General features: G+C 74.9%; 11 protein-coding genes. 7 read left to right on the top strand and 4 right to left on the bottom strand.

The window, feature by feature from the left end; genetic code table 11:
- Positions 1-25: 25 nt before the first annotated feature.
- Positions 26-379, bottom strand: a complete 354-nt coding sequence (locus tag CCO02nite_RS02640) for an STAS domain-containing protein (RefSeq protein ID WP_146841509.1) — start codon at positions 377-379, stop codon at positions 26-28.
- Positions 380-578: 199 nt separating this feature from the next.
- Here CCO02nite_RS02640 and CCO02nite_RS02635 point away from each other — a divergent pair, with 199 nt between their 5' ends.
- Both CCO02nite_RS02635 and CCO02nite_RS02630 read left to right on the top strand, forming a co-directional pair.
- On the top strand, positions 579-1,007 hold the full coding sequence (locus CCO02nite_RS02635) for a DUF3151 domain-containing protein (protein WP_146841508.1): 429 nt from the start codon (positions 579-581) through the stop codon (positions 1,005-1,007).
- 176 nt (positions 1,008-1,183) lie between these two features.
- Positions 1,184-2,470: an adenylosuccinate synthase gene (locus tag CCO02nite_RS02630; protein ID WP_146841507.1), complete on the top strand. Its 1,287-nt coding sequence runs from the start codon at positions 1,184-1,186 to the stop codon at positions 2,468-2,470.
- 727 nt (positions 2,471-3,197) lie between these two features.
- Here CCO02nite_RS02630 and CCO02nite_RS02625 read toward each other — a convergent pair.
- Positions 3,198-4,667 carry an MFS transporter gene (locus CCO02nite_RS02625; RefSeq protein ID WP_146841506.1) on the bottom strand — a complete coding sequence of 490 codons (1,470 nt, stop codon included), beginning with the start codon at positions 4,665-4,667 and terminating at the stop codon, positions 3,198-3,200.
- A 121-nt stretch (positions 4,668-4,788) separates the two neighbouring features.
- On the opposite strand from CCO02nite_RS02625, the gene CCO02nite_RS02620 reads away from it, so the two are divergent.
- Positions 4,789-5,484 (top strand): helix-turn-helix domain-containing protein, encoded by a 696-nt coding sequence (locus CCO02nite_RS02620; protein WP_246117300.1) that lies wholly within the window; start codon positions 4,789-4,791, stop codon positions 5,482-5,484.
- 49 nt (positions 5,485-5,533) lie between these two features.
- Here CCO02nite_RS02620 and CCO02nite_RS02615 read toward each other — a convergent pair whose 3' ends face one another.
- On the bottom strand, positions 5,534-8,986 hold the full coding sequence (locus CCO02nite_RS02615) for a DUF7824 domain-containing protein (RefSeq protein ID WP_146841504.1): 3,453 nt from the start codon (positions 8,984-8,986) through the stop codon (positions 5,534-5,536).
- A complete protein-coding gene (locus tag CCO02nite_RS02610) occupies positions 8,983-10,317 on the bottom strand; it encodes an SWIM zinc finger family protein (RefSeq protein WP_146841503.1) in 1,335 nt (444 codons plus the stop codon). The genes CCO02nite_RS02615 and CCO02nite_RS02610 overlap by 4 nt, the downstream gene beginning before the upstream one ends.
- 88 nt (positions 10,318-10,405) lie before the next feature.
- On the opposite strand from CCO02nite_RS02610, the gene purD reads away from it, so the two are divergent.
- The 4 genes from purD to CCO02nite_RS02590 all read left to right on the top strand — a co-directional run bounded on the left by purD (position 10,406) and on the right by CCO02nite_RS02590 (position 15,056).
- Positions 10,406-11,665, top strand: a complete 1,260-nt coding sequence (purD, locus tag CCO02nite_RS02605) for a phosphoribosylamine--glycine ligase (RefSeq protein ID WP_146841502.1) — start codon at positions 10,406-10,408, stop codon at positions 11,663-11,665.
- 109 nt (positions 11,666-11,774) lie between these two features.
- On the top strand, positions 11,775-12,572 hold the full coding sequence (locus CCO02nite_RS15850; protein WP_222593120.1) for a hypothetical protein: 798 nt from the start codon (positions 11,775-11,777) through the stop codon (positions 12,570-12,572).
- Between the two features lie 46 nt (positions 12,573-12,618).
- Positions 12,619-13,578: a phosphoribosylaminoimidazolesuccinocarboxamide synthase gene (locus CCO02nite_RS02595; RefSeq protein ID WP_146841501.1), complete on the top strand. Its 960-nt coding sequence runs from the start codon at positions 12,619-12,621 to the stop codon at positions 13,576-13,578.
- Positions 13,579-13,589: 11 nt separating this feature from the next.
- Positions 13,590-15,056, top strand: a complete 1,467-nt coding sequence (locus CCO02nite_RS02590; protein WP_146841500.1) for an amidohydrolase — start codon at positions 13,590-13,592, stop codon at positions 15,054-15,056.
- The last annotated feature ends 275 nt before the right edge of the window (positions 15,057-15,331 follow it).

Raw genomic sequence — 15,331 nt, 5'->3', positions numbered from 1 at the left:
CGGGCGCCTCGAAGGATCGGGCGGCTCAGACGATCGAGGGCTCCTCGACCGCGTCCGGGACGTCGTCGCAGCGGTGGTCCCGGTCGATCCGGAACAGCTCGAGGGCACCGCAGACCTCGAGCACGAACAGGTCGCGCGCGTCGGCACCCCGCAGCACGGCCGCGCCGCCGCGGTTGCGCGACGAGTCCGCGAGCGAGATCAGGAACGCCGCGCCGGTCGAGTCCATGAACGTCACGCGGCACATGTCGATCACGACGAGTTGGCGACGCAGCCCGGTCACGCGCGCGGTGACCTCGGGGAACTGGTCACGCTCGGCCAGGTCGAGGTCGCCGGAGACGACGAGCGTGGTGCTCGTCGGCGACGCCGAGATGTCGATCATGGTCCTCACCGCGTTCGTGGGCGAGCCTGTCCGCCGGATCGGTGGCGCGGCGGCCGGGAGTCGCGGTCGACTGTAGTTCCGCCCGTGAGGGTCTGCATCCGCAGCCGTTCGATGCCACCACGGACGCAGTCGGACGGGCGTCCAACATGATCGCACGCGCACGTTCGTCGCGCGCGAGGAACGCGGGCAGGATGGCCCCATGAGCCACGCGAACCTGCTCGACGGCCCCGAACCGACCCTCCTGCCCGCAGACGGCCCCGACGGCGACGCCCGGACCGCGCTCGCGAGCGGCTCGACGGCCCGCGACGCCGTGCTCGTCGCACCGGCGTCGTCGATCGTGTGGGCGCTGCTCGCGGAGTCGGCGCTGCGGGACGCGGGTGACCCGGTCGCGGCCTACGCCTACGCACGCACGGGCTACCACCGCGGTCTCGACGCGCTGCGCCGCGCGGGCTGGCGCGGGCGCGGCCCGATCCCCGTCGAGCACGTCCCGAACCAGGGCTTCCTGCGTGCGCTGCTCGCGCTCGCCGAGGCCGCCGACGCGATCGGCGAGCAGGAGGAGGCCGAGCGCTGCGAGCAGTTCCTCACGGACTCCGGGACGTCGGTCGCGCAGGTCTCGGCGCTGCGTTGAGGCGGCGGCACTGCTCGTCGGGCCCGCTCGCGGGACGGCCGGAGGACGGACGGGACATGACCTGGTCTTGAGGGTTCGGTAGCCTCTCGGAGGTACAGGGTCGCTGCCGCCCGTGCCGAGAGCCCGCCCGTCGCTGGTGGGCCGCACCGACGAAGGCAGCCAGGAGTGGTGATCAGATGCCTGCCGTGGTGGTGCTCGGAGTCCAGTGGGGTGACGAGGGCAAGGGCAAGGCGACCGACCAGCTCGGCTCGCGCATCGACTACGTCGTGAAGTTCAACGGCGGCAACAACGCCGGCCACACGGTCGTCGTCGGCGGCGAGAAGTACGCGCTGCACCTACTGCCGTCGGGCATCCTGTCGCCCGGTGTGGTCCCGGTGATCGGCAACGGCGTCGTCGTCGACATCGAGGTCCTGTTCCGCGAGATCGACGCGCTCGAGGCGCGCGGGGTCGACACGTCCCGGCTGCGTGTCTCGTCGGCCGCGCACGTCATCGCGCCCTACAACCGCACGCTCGACAAGGTCACCGAGCGGTTCCTGGGCTCGCGGCGCATCGGCACCACCGGCCGCGGCATCGGCCCGACGTACGCGGACAAGATCAACCGTGTCGGCATCCGCGTGCAGGACCTGTTCGACGAGGGCATCCTGCGGCAGAAGGTCGAGGGCGCGCTCGACCAGAAGAACCACCTCCTGGTCAAGGTCTACAACCGCCGCGCGATCACCGTCGACGAGACCGTCGAGGACCTGCTGCGCTTCTCCGAGCGGCTGCGCCCGTTCGTCGGGGACACGCCCCTGGAGCTCAACCGCGCGCTCGACGAGGGCAAGACGCTCGTCTTCGAGGCCGGTCAGGCGACCATGCTGGACGTCGACCACGGCACCTACCCGTTCGTGACGTCGTCGTCCGCGACCGCGGGTGGCGCGTGCACGGGCTCGGGCGTGGGTCCGACGAGGATCGACCGCGTGGTCGGTGTCGCGAAGGCCTACACCACGCGCGTGGGCGAGGGGCCGTTCCCCACCGAGCTGCTCGACGAGGACGGCGAGTGGCTGCGCACGACCGGCGGCGAGTTCGGCACCACCACCGGGCGCCCTCGTCGGACCGGCTGGTACGACTCCGTGGTCTCGCGCTACTCGTCGCGCGTCAACGGCATGACCGACATCGTCCTGACGAAGCTCGACGTGCTGACCGGTCGCGACCGCATCCCCGTGTGCGTCGCGTACGACGTCGGTGGCCGGCGCTTCGACGAGATGCCCGACGACCAGAGCGACTTCCACCACGCCAAGCCGGTCTACGAGCATCTCGACGGCTGGACCGAGGACATCACGGGCTGCCGTGAGTTCGACGACCTGCCCGCCGCCGCGCAGCGCTACCTGCTGCACCTGGAGGCGATCTCCGGCACCCGGATCAGCGCCATCGGCGTCGGCCCGGGCCGCGAGGAGACCATCGTCCGCCACGACCTCCTCGCCTGACCCACCCCCTCCACGGCAACCCGCCCAGACCCCCGGGCGCCCACAGCCCCCGGAGCGCCTGCGGACTGCTCCGGCGCGGGCCTGCGCGTCGGCGGTGGTCCGTTGCGTCGCCCACGGACCCCCGCAGCGCCCACGGACACCCGCAGCGTCTGCGGACCGCTCCGGCGCGGGGTCCGTGGACGTTCGCGGTGTCCGTGGACGCTGGGTGGGTCCGTAGCCGCCGTGGACTGCTCCGGCGCGGGCCGTGCGTCGCCGGTGGTCCGTCGCGTCGTCTGCGGACAGCCGGAGCGTCCACGGACAGCCGGGGCGTCTGCGGACCGCTCCGGCGCGGGGTCCGTGGGCGTTCGCGGTGTCCGTGGACGTTGGGTGGGTCCGTAGCCGCCGTGGACTGCTCCAGCGCGGGCCCGTGCGTCGCCGGTGGTCCGTCGCGTCGTCTGCGGACACCCGCAGCACCCACGGACACCCGGAGCGTCTACGGACCGCTGCGGCGCGGGGTCCGTGGACGTTCGCGGTGTCCGTGGACGCTGGGTGGGCGCGTAGCCACCGTGGACTGCTCCGGTGCGGGCCCATGCGTCGGCGACGGTCCGTTGCGTCGTCTGCGGACAGCCGGAGCGTCCACGGACACCCGCAGCGTCTACGGACCGCTCCGGCGCGGGGTCCGTGGGCGTTCGCGGTGTCCGTGGACGGTGGGTGGGTCCGTAGCCGCCGTGGACTGCTCCGGTGGGGGTCAGGGGGAGTCGGGGTTGGCTTGTTCGGCTGCCTCGACCGTGCTCTTGTGGACCGTGAGCGTGGGGTAGATCGCGGCGGCGGCGGTGAGGATCGCTGCGCCGACGAGCACGGCGGCGATGCCCCACTGCTCGGCGCACACACCGGCGACGAGCGCCCCGACGGGCATCAGGCCGTAGGCGAGCGTGCGGCCGGCACCTGCCGCACGGCCGAGCAGAGCGCGGGGCACGACGCGCTGCCGCAGCGACTGCGAGATCGTGTTGCCGATCGTGTTGGTGAACCCGACGAGGAACAGCACGACCCCGAGCGCCGGCACCGTGGGCACCAGGACCGGCACGAGCAGCAGCGGCCCGACGACGAGCCAGCAGCCGTACATCACGACGAGCTCGGGCAGCGCGCGCACGAGGCGCTCGGTGAGCAGGCTGCCAAGGACGGCGCCGACCGCGAGGATCGTCGCGAGCAACGGGTAGTGCTCGGGCTGCATGCCCATCCGCGACCCGGGCCCGATCACCCACAGCACGAACACCGCCATGTAGCCGGTGCTCGCCATGTTCATCACCGAACCGGCGATGACGAACGGCCGCTGCACGGGATGGTGCACGACGTAGCTGACGCCCTCGCGGACGTCGGCGATCGCGGCGGTGGGCTCGGTGCGCTCGGCGCGGTAGTGGCCGCGGATGCCGCGCACCAGCACGAGCACGGCCGCGACGGCCAGCGCGGCCGGGATGCCGAGCACCCACGCGGCGCCGAGCGCGAGCAGCGCGCCCGCGACCGGGCTCCCGACGAAGGTGTTGGTCACCTGCTGCACCGCGAGCACGCGCCCGTTGGCGGCCTGCAGGCGGCTGCGCGGCACGAGGTCGGGGACGATCGAGCTCTGCGCGAGGTCGGCGAAGACCTCCGTCACGCCGTACAGCAGCACGAGCACGACGAGCACGGGCATGGACAGCCGGCCGCTCGCGACCAACGCCGCGCCGGCCGCCAGGAGCACCGCGCGGCCGAGCAGCGCGACGATCTGCGTGCGCCGACGGTCGGTGCGGTCGACCACCACGCCGCCGACGAGACCGAGCACGAGCCACGGCAGCCAGGTGGCCGCCGTGAGCAGCGCGATCTGCGCGGGTGAGCGGGTGAGCGTGAGGGCGACGAGCGGCGCACCCATCTGGACGATGCCGTCGCCGAGGTTGGCCAGGCCGGTCACGGTGAGCAGGGCCGTGAAGCGGCTGCCGAGCGGCTCGGCCACCGGAGTACCGGCGCTGGTGCCGGCGCTCTCCGTGCCGGCCGTGCGCGTGCCGACGGTCTGGGCGCCGGCCGGCTGCGCGCCCGCGGCTTGCGTGCCGGCCGGCTGCGCGCCGGCGGTCTGCGTGCCCGTCGACTGCGGGTCGGGCGTGCCCGGAGCGATGTCCTTCACGTCACGCGGCTCCTTCACGTCGCTCGCCAGGCCCGCGCCGCTCGACGTGTGCGTGGTGGTGGTCATGGCGTCTCCCGATACGATCAACTCGGATGCAGAGGATCCGATGCAAAGAAACCTCTGCAAAGGAACGAGTGCAAAGGTATCTCTGCATATGTCGGAGCGCAACCCCCCGGTCGATCTGGCTGTGCCCACCGCCGCGCTGACGGCGGCGCCAGGCGCGCTGCCCGACGCCGTGCCCGCCGCGGTGCCCGAGGTCGCGCTCGACGACGGGCCGGCCGCGGCCGCGGCCGCGCGGACCGAGCGGGACCTGCCCAACCCGCTCTCCGGGGAGGCGCTGAAGGCGTTCGCGCACCCGCTGCGGATCGCGATGTACCGCTACCTCACCGCGCACGGCTCGGGGACGGCCAGCCAGATCGCGCGGCACCTCGGGGAGAGCACGGGGCAGACGAGTTACCACCTGCGCCAGCTCGAGCGCCACGGGCTCATCGAAGACGACCCGCAGGCGCCCACCGGAGGGCGCGAGCGGTGGTGGCGGCCGGTCGGCTTCAGCATCGACCGGCGCAACCTCGAAGACCCGGCGTCGCGGCTCGCGGTGGACACGGCGCTGCGCGCGGTGATCCAGGAGCGTGCCGAGACGCTGCAGGTGTGGTTCGACACCATCGACGACGAAGCGCCGTGGGACGACGGCGCCCTGCACACCGCGTCCTCGTCGGACCTGACGCTCGAGGAGGCGAGCGCGCTCGGCGAGGAGCTGCAGCACCTGCTCGACCGCCACACCGAGGCTGCCAAGGCCCGCAAGGCCGCGGGCGAGACCGAAGGGCGGCGCCGGGTCCGCGTCTACCTCGACGTGTTCCCGCTCCCGCTCGGCGACCAGGGCTGATCCCCGCGCGACGACTCGCCCGGCAGTTCTCGTCCCGGGCGTTCCCGGGTCAGCCGCTCAGGACGGCCTCGGCCAGTGCGCGCGCCTTCGTCGGGACGGTCGCCGAGCCTCGCCGGGTGGTCAGGGCAGCGAGCCCGGGCCAGGCGGCCGACCCGGCGGGGATCAGGCCGCGGGCGGCGGCCTCGCGCAGGGTCGGGGCGAGCACGAGCGCGACGTCCAGCACACGGTTGAGCCAGCGTGGCGGGGCACCCTCGACGCCGGCGGCGTGCCGCACGGACTCGACGAGGACGGGCCACAGCACGGGAAGCGTCGTCGGCGCGAGCTCGAGAGTCTTGACCATCCGCGCGGGGCTCACGTCCGGGTGGGGGAGCAGCGCGCGCATGGCGGCGGTCACCGAGGCGGAGCCGATCAGCCCCTCGTCGACGATCGACCTGACGTAGTAGGTGGGCGCGTCGTCGTGACACAGGCTCGCCAGCACGACGGCGACCATCGAGGTCGTCAGCGGCGGGGTCGTCAGCGGCGGGATCGTGCCGCGCTCGAGCGGCCCGTCGGTCCCGCCACGCCAGTTGCGCTGCGGCGCGACGACGAGCCGGCCCTCGTCGGCGTCCCAGTGGAGCCACACGTTCGGTGCGGTGGTGCCGGCGGCCACGGCGGCAGGGGAGGCCGCGGCGCACTGGCCCTCGGCCTCGAGGTCGTAGAACGAGGACTTGACCACCCGGTAGGGACCGTCGGCTGCCGGTGACGAGCGCACCGCCGCCGGACGCGGCCCTGCGGACCCCGGCGGGAGCGTGATGTCGACCGCGAGCAGCTTGCTGCGTGTGGCGGCGTCGAGCCACTGGGCCGTGATCGTCGCGCCGTCGTCGACCGCGGGCAGGGTGCCGGCATCGGCGGGCCAGATGTCGTCGAACGGCGTCACAGCGCGAACGGGTCCCGCCGGTGCGACCGGCCCGGTGCCCGGTGCGGTCGCCTCGGGGAGGAGACCGACGAGCGCGCGCGCAGCGGTGACGGCGCGCGACGACCCCGGTCGGGCGGCCAGCGCGCGGGCTCCCGGCACGTCGGTCGTCCCCGACGGTGCTGACCCGGCGGTGACGGCCGCGAGGACCTCGGGCACGAGCGTGACCATCGTCTCGACGCACTCGGCCGTCCCGGCAGCGAGCCGCGACCCCTCGAGCGACGCTCGCACGAGGTCGTCGAGGAGCGGCCAGACCACGGACAGCAGCCCTTCGGCGGCGAGCTCCCCGCACGCGCGGGCCAGCGCCGCGAGGTTTGTCGGATGCTGTGTCCAGTCCAGCAGCCGGACCTCCGCGACCCCGGGCCGCAGCAGCCCGCGCTCCCACGCCTCGAGCACGGCCGTGGTGCCGTCGGGTGCCGCGACGGCGTGGAACCGACGCTGCGCACCGAGCAGGTTGACCGCGAGCCCGGGGGTCAGTGGCGCCGCGCGCCGGGCGAGCTGCCGCAGCACGAGCCCTGCCCCGGCAGACTCGGAGGCGCCCTCGGCCGCCATCGTGCTGTCACCCCACGTCGGGAACGTTGCGAGGTCGGGCGAGTCCGTGCCGTCGTCGCCGCCGAGCCGTGGCGGGAACGCGGCGAGCGAGCCGGGCAGCACGAGCGGCGCGGGCTCCCAGTACCGCCAGCCGTCGCTGACCTGCAGCGGCGGCTCGACGATCGGGTCGGTCAGGTACTGCGCGGCGACGGGGCCGGCGGTGAACGACGCCGGCGCCCCTGACTGCAGCACCACGGGCACGTCGAGCGCCGCGAGCGCCGCGAGCACCTCGGGCGTGGCGAGCGCGGGGTCGCAGCGGGTCAGGGCGAGGTACAGGTCGGCCTCGATCACCCGCGCGTCCTGCTCCGCGTACTCGCGCAGGCGCCCGACGAGGTCCGCGGGGTCGATCCGCAGGTCCACCCAGGTCGGCGTCGAGAGCAGCGCGGGCACCTCGCCGAGCCGCTGGAACACCGCCCCCTCGCGCGCGTCCAGGGGCGCCCACACGAGGTGCTGCGCACCTCCGCGACCGGTGGGTCGCAGTCGGTCGAGCAGGGGGTTCGGCTTGCCCGACACCCACTCCGCGACGGTGCGCAGGCCGCCCACCCAGGTCGGCCGCACACCCGCGAGGGCGGTGCGTGCCGACTCCCGGTCCGTGCGGGCGACGGCGTTCGCCAGGGCCAGGAACCGTTCGGTCTCGACGTCGAAGGCGTCGTCGGGACGCCCGACGAGCGTCGCGGCCGCCTCCGTGAGCGCACGGGCGGTGGGCTCCTCCAGGACGAACCGGGGCACGTCCCACACGGGCGGCGTGGCGCGCCACAGACCGACCACCGCAGGCTCGTCGGACCCGTTCGTGCCGGACGCGACCGTGCCGGACGCACCCGCGTCGAACGCACCCGCGCCATGCCCGCCCGAGCCCGGCCCGTCCGTCAGGCCCCACGCCTCGACCAGCCCCTGCGCGGCGCGCGCGAGGGCACGGTCGGGGTTCGACACGAGCGGGACGACGAGCGGCGCGACCGCCTCGGTGACGTCCGATGAAGGCCGCGCGTGACGGGCCGCCGCGTCCAGCACGCTGCGCTGCGCCTTCCGGGTACGGACGGGCAGCGTGACCGCGAGAACGTCGCCCAGCACGTCGTCGGGCACGGTCGCGATCAGGCGCGGGGCGAGGGCCTCGACCACGGGGGCGTCGCCGTGCGCGAGGACCGTGACGAGCGCGTCGCCCCGTGCCGCGAGCTCGTCGTCGGTCACGGCGAGCGGGCCGGTGAGCACCTCGGTCCAGATCTTGCGGTCCCCCGGGCGCGGCGCGGCGTCGAGCGCGACGAGCACGAGGTCCAGGGCTTCCTCGCGCGCCACGAGCCCCCGGTCGACGGCCACGGCGACGACCGACCCGAACGGCCCCGTCGCGGGGACACCGGAGCCGACGCCCGCCCGCACGTGCTCGGGCAGCCGGCGGAGCACCACCTCGGGCGCGCACAGACCACGCGCGCTGGGGAAGACGTGCGACTCGCCGGTCAGGACCGCGAGCGCGTACGCGGACCAGTCCTTGAGGTACTCGAGCTCGGCGGGCACCGGCAGGTCGTGCACGTCGACGAGTCGGACGGCGGGACCGGAGTTGACGGTCGAGTCGTGCTCCCAGGGCCGGCGGCCGGCCCGGCACGCGGCGGCGACGAACTGCTGCGCGAACGCGGGGCCGCGCGCCGCGAGGATCCGGGTGGCGGTCTCGTCGTCGAGGTCCTGGCTGCCCGGCAGGACCGACTCCGCCCGCCGCGCGTCGACCCCGACGCGGATCGCGAAGACCGCGAGCACGTGCCGGTCGACGTCGACCCACGGGACCCAGCCGTACGCCCCGTCGGGGCCGGGCCCGTACTCGCCCCAGTCGCCGGACGCCAGCCCGTCGCGCGCGACCCGCTGCTGCTCGGGCGTGCCCAGCGGGCGGGTCTCGGCGTCGGCGAGCGTCGCGTCCCGCCAGCCCAGCGCGGTGAAGACGTCGATCGCCGCAGCGAGCTTCGTGGACACGGTCATGCGATCTCCTCGTGGGTGACGAGCCGGACGGCGAGCATGTGCGCGCACGGGCCGCGGCCGGTGCCGTGGCGCAGGAACCACGTGCACGTGCAGCGGTCGCCGCTCACCAGGTGGTCGGGCCCGCCCGAGCGGCTGCGCACGTGCCAGCCCTCGGGCGCGCGGGACAGCGCCCCGTCCGCGACGAGCCGCCGGGCGGTGACCAGGCGGGGGTTGTCCTTCTCGACGCGCTCCGGGTCGTGCGGGAGCTCGCGGTGGAACCACGCCGCGTCGCGCAGGTCCCAACCCACGCGGCCGTCGGCGGCGAGCACCGCGAGCGCATCCCGCACGCGCGGCTCGTCGAGTGCGGCCTCGCGGGTCAGCCGAGGCACGTCGATCACCGGCTCGAACGCGAGCAGGGCGCTGACCAGGTCGGCGTCCTCGGCGACGGTCGCCGACGCCAGCCGGCCGAGCAGCGCACCCTCGCCCGAGTGGCCGCGCCACGCCTCGTCCGTGAGCCCCAGCACGAGGCGTCCGCCGGGCACCGTGAGCTCGACGACCACGGGGCCGGGCTCGGCGCGGCCGTACACCGCGATGCCCGTCAGGTGCGGGAGCAGGCGCTTCGCGGCGCTCAGCCGGTGCAGACCGGCGACGAGCACGCCCCCGCTCGTCGGCCTCGTGGCGACCCGCACCCCGGTGCCGGACGGGACCAACCAGCCGTTGCGCGGGCTGCTCGTCGCGGCGGGCAGACCCGCGACGAACGCCTTGGCACCCGCTGCACCCATCTCGAACGCGAGCGGCAGGCCGTGGTGCAGCTCCGCGGCGTTGCCGAGCGCGCGCACCCACCGCGGGGGCATCTCGACCGGTCGCTCGACCACCGCGCCCTCGACCTGCGACACGGTGAGCCCGTCGGTGCCGACGTCGAGGTGCAGCAGCCGGTCCCGCCCGATGCGGGACAGCGCCGCACGGGTCGCGAGCCCGATGTCCACGTTCGTCGTCCCGTGCGACATCTCGCCGGAGTCGAACGCGTCCGCCAGGAGGTCGAGACGCGCGTACACGCTGTTGCACGACGAGAAGCACTCGGCGCGCAGCCGGTCCCCGTGCGCCGTGAGGACCGGGTCCCGCATCGTCGACGGCGTGAACTGGAAGTACCGCGTCGCTGTGACGTCGGCGAGGGTCAGCAACCCGCGCGCGAGCACCTGCGGGTGCGCCGCGAAGCCGTGGAAGAAGCTCGGGTCGTCGACGAGGCCGCTCGGTGTCAGCGCCGGCGCGAGCCCGAGCGCGAGCCGGTCACCGGTGCTGTCACCAGGCACCTCGTCGAGCCGCGAGGCCTGCGCGAACAGGCGATTCGTCATCCGCGGAGTGTAGGGGCGGCCGCAGACACCCACGCGAACCGCCCATGGCGGTGCTGTGCGGGACGCCCGCGCGGGTACGCTCGCGGCCGTGAAGATCCTCGTCGTCGGCACCGGTGCGCGTGAGCACGCGCTCGTCCGGGCGCTGTCTCTCGACCCGGTCGTGACCGAGCTGCACGCGGCCCCCGGCAACCCCGGCATCGGCGCGCTCGCGACGCTGCACGCGGTCGACCAGCTCGACGGCGAGGCGGTGGCGCGGCTGGCGACGACGCTCGCGGTCGACCTCGTCGTCGTCGGACCCGAGGCGCCGCTCGTCGCGGGTGTCGCGGACGCGGTGCGCGCGGCGGGAGTGCCGGTGTTCGGGCCCTCGGCGCAGGCCGCGCGGCTCGAGGGGTCGAAGGCGTTCGCCAAGGAGGTCATGGCCGCCGCGGGCGTGCCCACCGCCGAGCCGCGCGTCGCGAGCACGGTCGCGCAGGCGGTCGCCGCGATCGACGAGCTGGGCGCTCCGCACGTCGTCAAGGACGACGGGCTCGCGGCGGGCAAGGGCGTCGTGGTGACCGACGACCGCACCGAGGCGATCGACCACGCCACCGCGTGCCTGGTCAAGGGCGGGCAGGTCGTCGTCGAGGAGTACCTCGACGGTCCCGAGATCTCGCTGTTCGTGCTGTGCGACGGCACGGATGTGGTCCCGCTGGTTCCCGCACAGGACTTCAAGCGCGCGCTCGACGACGACGAGGGACCGAACACCGGCGGCATGGGCGCGTACTCGCCGCTGCCGTGGGCGCCGGCGGGGCTCGTCGACGAGGTGCTCGAGCGTGTCGCACGGCCGACCGTCGCGGAGATGGCGCGTCGGGGCACACCGTTCGCCGGGGTGCTCTACTGCGGCCTCGCGCTGACCAGCAAGGGGCTGCGCGTCGTGGAGTTCAACGCGCGCTTCGGTGACCCCGAGACGCAGGTCGTGCTCGCGCGCCTGGCCACGCCGCTCGCGGGTGTGCTGCTCGCGGCGGCCGAGGGCCGGCTCGGCGACCTGCCGCCGCTGCAGTGGCGGCAGGACGCGGCCGTGACGGTCGTCGTCGCGTCCGACGGCTACCCGGCCGCACCGCGCACGGGCGACGAGATCGGCGGGCTCGACGCCGCCGAGGACGTGCCGGACGTCCACGTCCTGCACGCCGGCACCGCGACCGACGACGCCGGCCGGCTCGTCAGTGCCGGCGGGCGGGTGCTGTCCGTCGTCGGGACCGGCGCGACGCTGTCGCAGGCGCGTGAGGCGGCCTACGCCGGCGTCGCGCACGTCGAGCTGCGGGCGAGCCACCACCGCGGCGACATCGCGCTCGCCGTCACGCGCGACTGACCTGCCACTACGCCGAACGGGCGTCGTACGGTCCGCGCGCGAGGGTCCTGTCAAGATCGAGCGCCCGTCGGCCGATGCGTCGGGTGATCACCCGCCGACGAGGAGTCCCATGCGCTTCAACCCGCCCCCGAACTGGCCCGCTGCCCCGGAGGGCTGGGAGCCCGCCCCCGGTTGGGTGCCCGACCCGAGCTGGCCGGCGCCGCCCGAGGGTTGGCAGCTCTGGCTGCCGGACGAGACGCCGACGACCGTCGGCGCCACGCCCGCGCCCTCCTCGGCGCAGCCCGTCGCGGCGGACCCGTTCCTCGCGGGCTACGGGACGCCGACGCCGAGCTACGGGGCGGCGATCCCGGTCTATGGGGCGGCGACCCCGGGTTACGGTCCGCCGCCCATGAGCGCCGGCTTCGGGTCCGCCGACCCGGCGAACGACGAGATCGCGGCGCTGCGCAAGAACGCGGCGCGCGCGTTCCTCTTCGGCGTCGGTGCCGTCGTCGTGGCATCGGTCGTCACGCTCGCGTCGGTGGGGAGCAGCCACGGCGTGATCATGTACGGCGCGCTGGCCTTCGGTGCGCTGTCGATCTTCCGCGGGATCAAGTCCTACAACGCGTCGCGCAGGCTCGGCGGCGCGGCGATCGGTGGCGGCGTCAAGGCGCTCGCGGTCCTCGGCCTGGTGGCGTGCCTCGTGCTCGGCGCGGCGACCATCGGCAAGGTCGTCGAGACCAAGAGCCTGACGGCGAGCGTCGGATCGTGCTGGAAGGTCGACGGCGCCGACGCCGTGCTCGTGTCGTGCTCGTCGGACCACGCCTACCGGGCGTCCGCGGTCGTCTCGTCGGAGACGGACTGCCCCGACACCGCGACCGCGTGGGTCGAGGGCGACGCCGGCAAGGTCGTGTGCCTCGACGAGGAGTGAGGCCTGACGACGAGTGACGGCCGGGCAGCGGACGGACCGCGCTGAGATGCTGCGTGACCCGGGCGTCGGCGCGGGCCACACTGTCCCGGTGACTCTCGACGCTGCTGCGCTGCCCGGCTGGACGCACACGTACTCCGGCAAGGTTCGTGACCTGTACGTTCCCGACGAGACGCCCGCGGGGACCGCGATCAGCGCCGCGCACGGTGACGTGGTCCTCGTGGTCGCGAGCGACCGCGTCTCGGCGTACGACCACGTGCTCACGCCCGGGATCCCGGACAAGGGCGTCGTGCTCACGCAGCTGTCGCTGTGGTGGTTCGCGCAGCTCGCCGACCTGGTCCCGTCGCACGTGGTGTCGACCGACGTGCCGGCGGCCGTCGCGGGCCGCGCGATGGTCTGCCGGCGGCTCGAGATGTTCCCCGTCGAGTGCGTCGCGCGCGGCTACCTCACCGGCTCGGGCCTGGCCGAGTACCGCGCGTCGGGCGAGGTCACCGGCATCCCGCTGCCGACCGGGCTCGTCGACGGGTCGCGGCTGCCCGAGCCGATCTTCACGCCCGCGACGAAGGCGGAGCTCGGCGAGCACGACGAGAACGTGCCCTTCTCGAGGGTCGCCGCGACGATCGGTGACGGCGCGGCGGCCACGCTGCGGGACCTCACGCTGGCGGTCTACGCCCGGGCCGAGGGGATCGCGCGCGAGCGCGGCGTGATCCTGGCCGACACGAAGCTCGAGTTCGGCACGGACCCGACGACGGGCGCGGTCACCCTCGGTGACGAGGTCCTCACCCCCGACTCGTCGCGGTTCTGGCCCGCGGCGCAGTGGGAGCCCGGGCACGCGCAGCCGAGCTTCGACAAGCAGTTCGTCCGCGACTGGCTGACCTCGCCGGACTCGGGCTGGGACCGCGCGTCCGACACCCCGCCGCCGGCACTGCCCGCGGACGTCGTCGAGCGCACCCGCGCTCGCTACCTCGACGCGTTCGAGCGGCTCACCGGCGCGCCGCTGGCGCTCTGAGCCCGACGACGATGACACCCGCACCGGTCCTGCTGCGCGCGGTCCGGCGCCTCGGGTCCGACGAGCCGGTCGACCTGCTGGTGCGGGACGGGCGCATCGCGGCGATCGGCCCGGACCTGCCGGCGCCGGCCGACGTCGAGGTGCTCGACTACGACGGGCGGTTCGTCATGTCCGGGCTGTGGGACCAGCACGTGCACCTCACGCAGTGGGCGTTGGCTCGGCAGCGGCTCGACGTGTCCGGTGCGCGGTCCGCGGCGCAGGCGGTCCGGCTCGTCGCGCAGCGCCTCGCGGCCGGTGCCCCGGCGGGCGGCGCGGTCCTCGTCGGGCAGGGCTTTCGGGACGGGTTGTGGCCCGACGAACCGACCGTCGCGGCGCTCGACGCCGTCGCCGGCGACGTCCCGGTCGTCCTCGTCTCGGGCGACCTGCACTGCGCGTGGGCGTCCAGCGCCGGGCTGCGTCATCTGGGCGCGCGGCGCGTCGACGGGTTGCTGCGCGAGGGCGACTGGCTCCCGCTGCAGGGCGGGGTGGACCGGCTGCCCGACGAGGCTGCGGACGCACTCGTGACGGACGCGCTGCGCGCCGCGGCGGCGCGTGGCGTCGTCGGCGTCGTCGACTTCGAGATCGCCGACAACCTCGCGGTGTGGCGGCGCCGGGCGGCCGCGGGCGCCCCGCCCGTGCGCGTGCGCGCCGGCGTCTGGCAGCCGTACCTCGACCGCGTCCTGCGCGAGGAGCTGCACACGGGCGACGCGGCCGTGCCCGGCGGCCTGGTCGAGCAGGGGCCGCTCAAGGTGATCGTCGACGGCTCGCTGAACACCCGCACCGCGTGGTGCGACGACCCGTACCCCGGCACGTCCGACCACGGCGTTCTCTCCGTCCCGTCGACCGAGCTCGAGCCGCTGCTCGCGCACGTGCACCGCCACGGGCTCCGGGCCGCCGTCCACGCGATCGGCGACGCCGCCGTGCGGCTCGTGCTCGACGCGTTCGAGGCCACCGGCACCCGTGGCTCGATGGAGCACGCCCAGCTCGTCGGGGACCGCGACCTCGCGCGGTTCGCCTCCCTCGGCGTCGTCGCGAGCGTCCAGCCGCAGCACCTCGTCGACGACCGGCACGTCGCCGACCGGCACTGGGCCGGCCGCACCGGGCGTGCCTTCCCGTACGGCGCGCTCGTGCGCTCGGGCGCGTCCCTCGCCCTGGGCTCCGACGCCCCCGTCGCGCCCCTGGATCCCTGGCTCGCGATCGACGCGGCCGTCCACCGCGCCGCCCCCGGCGACGAGCCCTGGCACCCCGAGCAGTCCCTCGACATCCGCACCGCGCTCGCGTCGTCGGTGGACGGCCACCCCCTCGCGCTGGCGCCCGGCGCCCCCGCGGACCTGGTCCTCCTCGACGACGACCCCCTCACCCTGGCCCGCACCCCCGGCGCCCTCTCCGACATCCGCATCCACACCACCTACCTCGCCGGCCACCCCACCTCCCCCTGACCCCCGTGGGCGCCGGTCGCCCCCCCTTTCCGTCGATGCAGGGATCGATGCAGGACCCAGCGGCCGCACCCGCCGAGTCCTGCATCGATCTGTGCACTGATGCTCGGGTGGCTGCGGGTGGTGGTCGGGGTGGCGCGGTCCACTCGCTGCCCGAGGTGGAGCGTCCTGGGGGAAGTCGCGTCGGCGTCGGTGTTGGTGGCTGCGGGGCTGGGTGGGCCGGTGATGGGGGGTGGGTGGACTTGCCGTCGTGTGGCGACGGAATCTCCACCCGCCCA

The sequence above is a fragment of the Cellulomonas composti genome, from assembly GCF_007990245.1.
GTDB classification, from domain to species: domain Bacteria; phylum Actinomycetota; class Actinomycetes; order Actinomycetales; family Cellulomonadaceae; genus Cellulomonas; species Cellulomonas composti.
This window is presented reverse-complemented; position numbering and strand designations above follow the sequence as displayed.

Excerpts from the sequence above, each read along its gene's own strand:
- CCO02nite_RS02640 (WP_146841509.1), bottom strand. The coding sequence starts at position 379 with ATGATCGACATCTCGGCGTCGCCGACGAGCACCACGCTCGTCGTCTCC.
- CCO02nite_RS02635 (WP_146841508.1), top strand. The coding sequence starts at position 579 with ATGAGCCACGCGAACCTGCTCGACGGCCCCGAACCGACCCTCCTGCCC.
- CCO02nite_RS02630 (WP_146841507.1), top strand. The coding sequence starts at position 1,184 with ATGCCTGCCGTGGTGGTGCTCGGAGTCCAGTGGGGTGACGAGGGCAAG.
- CCO02nite_RS02625 (WP_146841506.1), bottom strand. The coding sequence starts at position 4,667 with ATGACCACCACCACGCACACGTCGAGCGGCGCGGGCCTGGCGAGCGAC.
- CCO02nite_RS02615 (WP_146841504.1), bottom strand. The coding sequence starts at position 8,986 with ATGACCGTGTCCACGAAGCTCGCTGCGGCGATCGACGTCTTCACCGCG.
- CCO02nite_RS02610 (WP_146841503.1), bottom strand. The coding sequence starts at position 10,317 with ATGACGAATCGCCTGTTCGCGCAGGCCTCGCGGCTCGACGAGGTGCCT.
- CCO02nite_RS15850 (WP_222593120.1), top strand. The coding sequence starts at position 11,775 with ATGCGCTTCAACCCGCCCCCGAACTGGCCCGCTGCCCCGGAGGGCTGG.
- CCO02nite_RS02595 (WP_146841501.1), top strand. The coding sequence starts at position 12,619 with ATGCTGCGTGACCCGGGCGTCGGCGCGGGCCACACTGTCCCGGTGACT.
- CCO02nite_RS02590 (WP_146841500.1), top strand. The coding sequence starts at position 13,590 with ATGACACCCGCACCGGTCCTGCTGCGCGCGGTCCGGCGCCTCGGGTCC.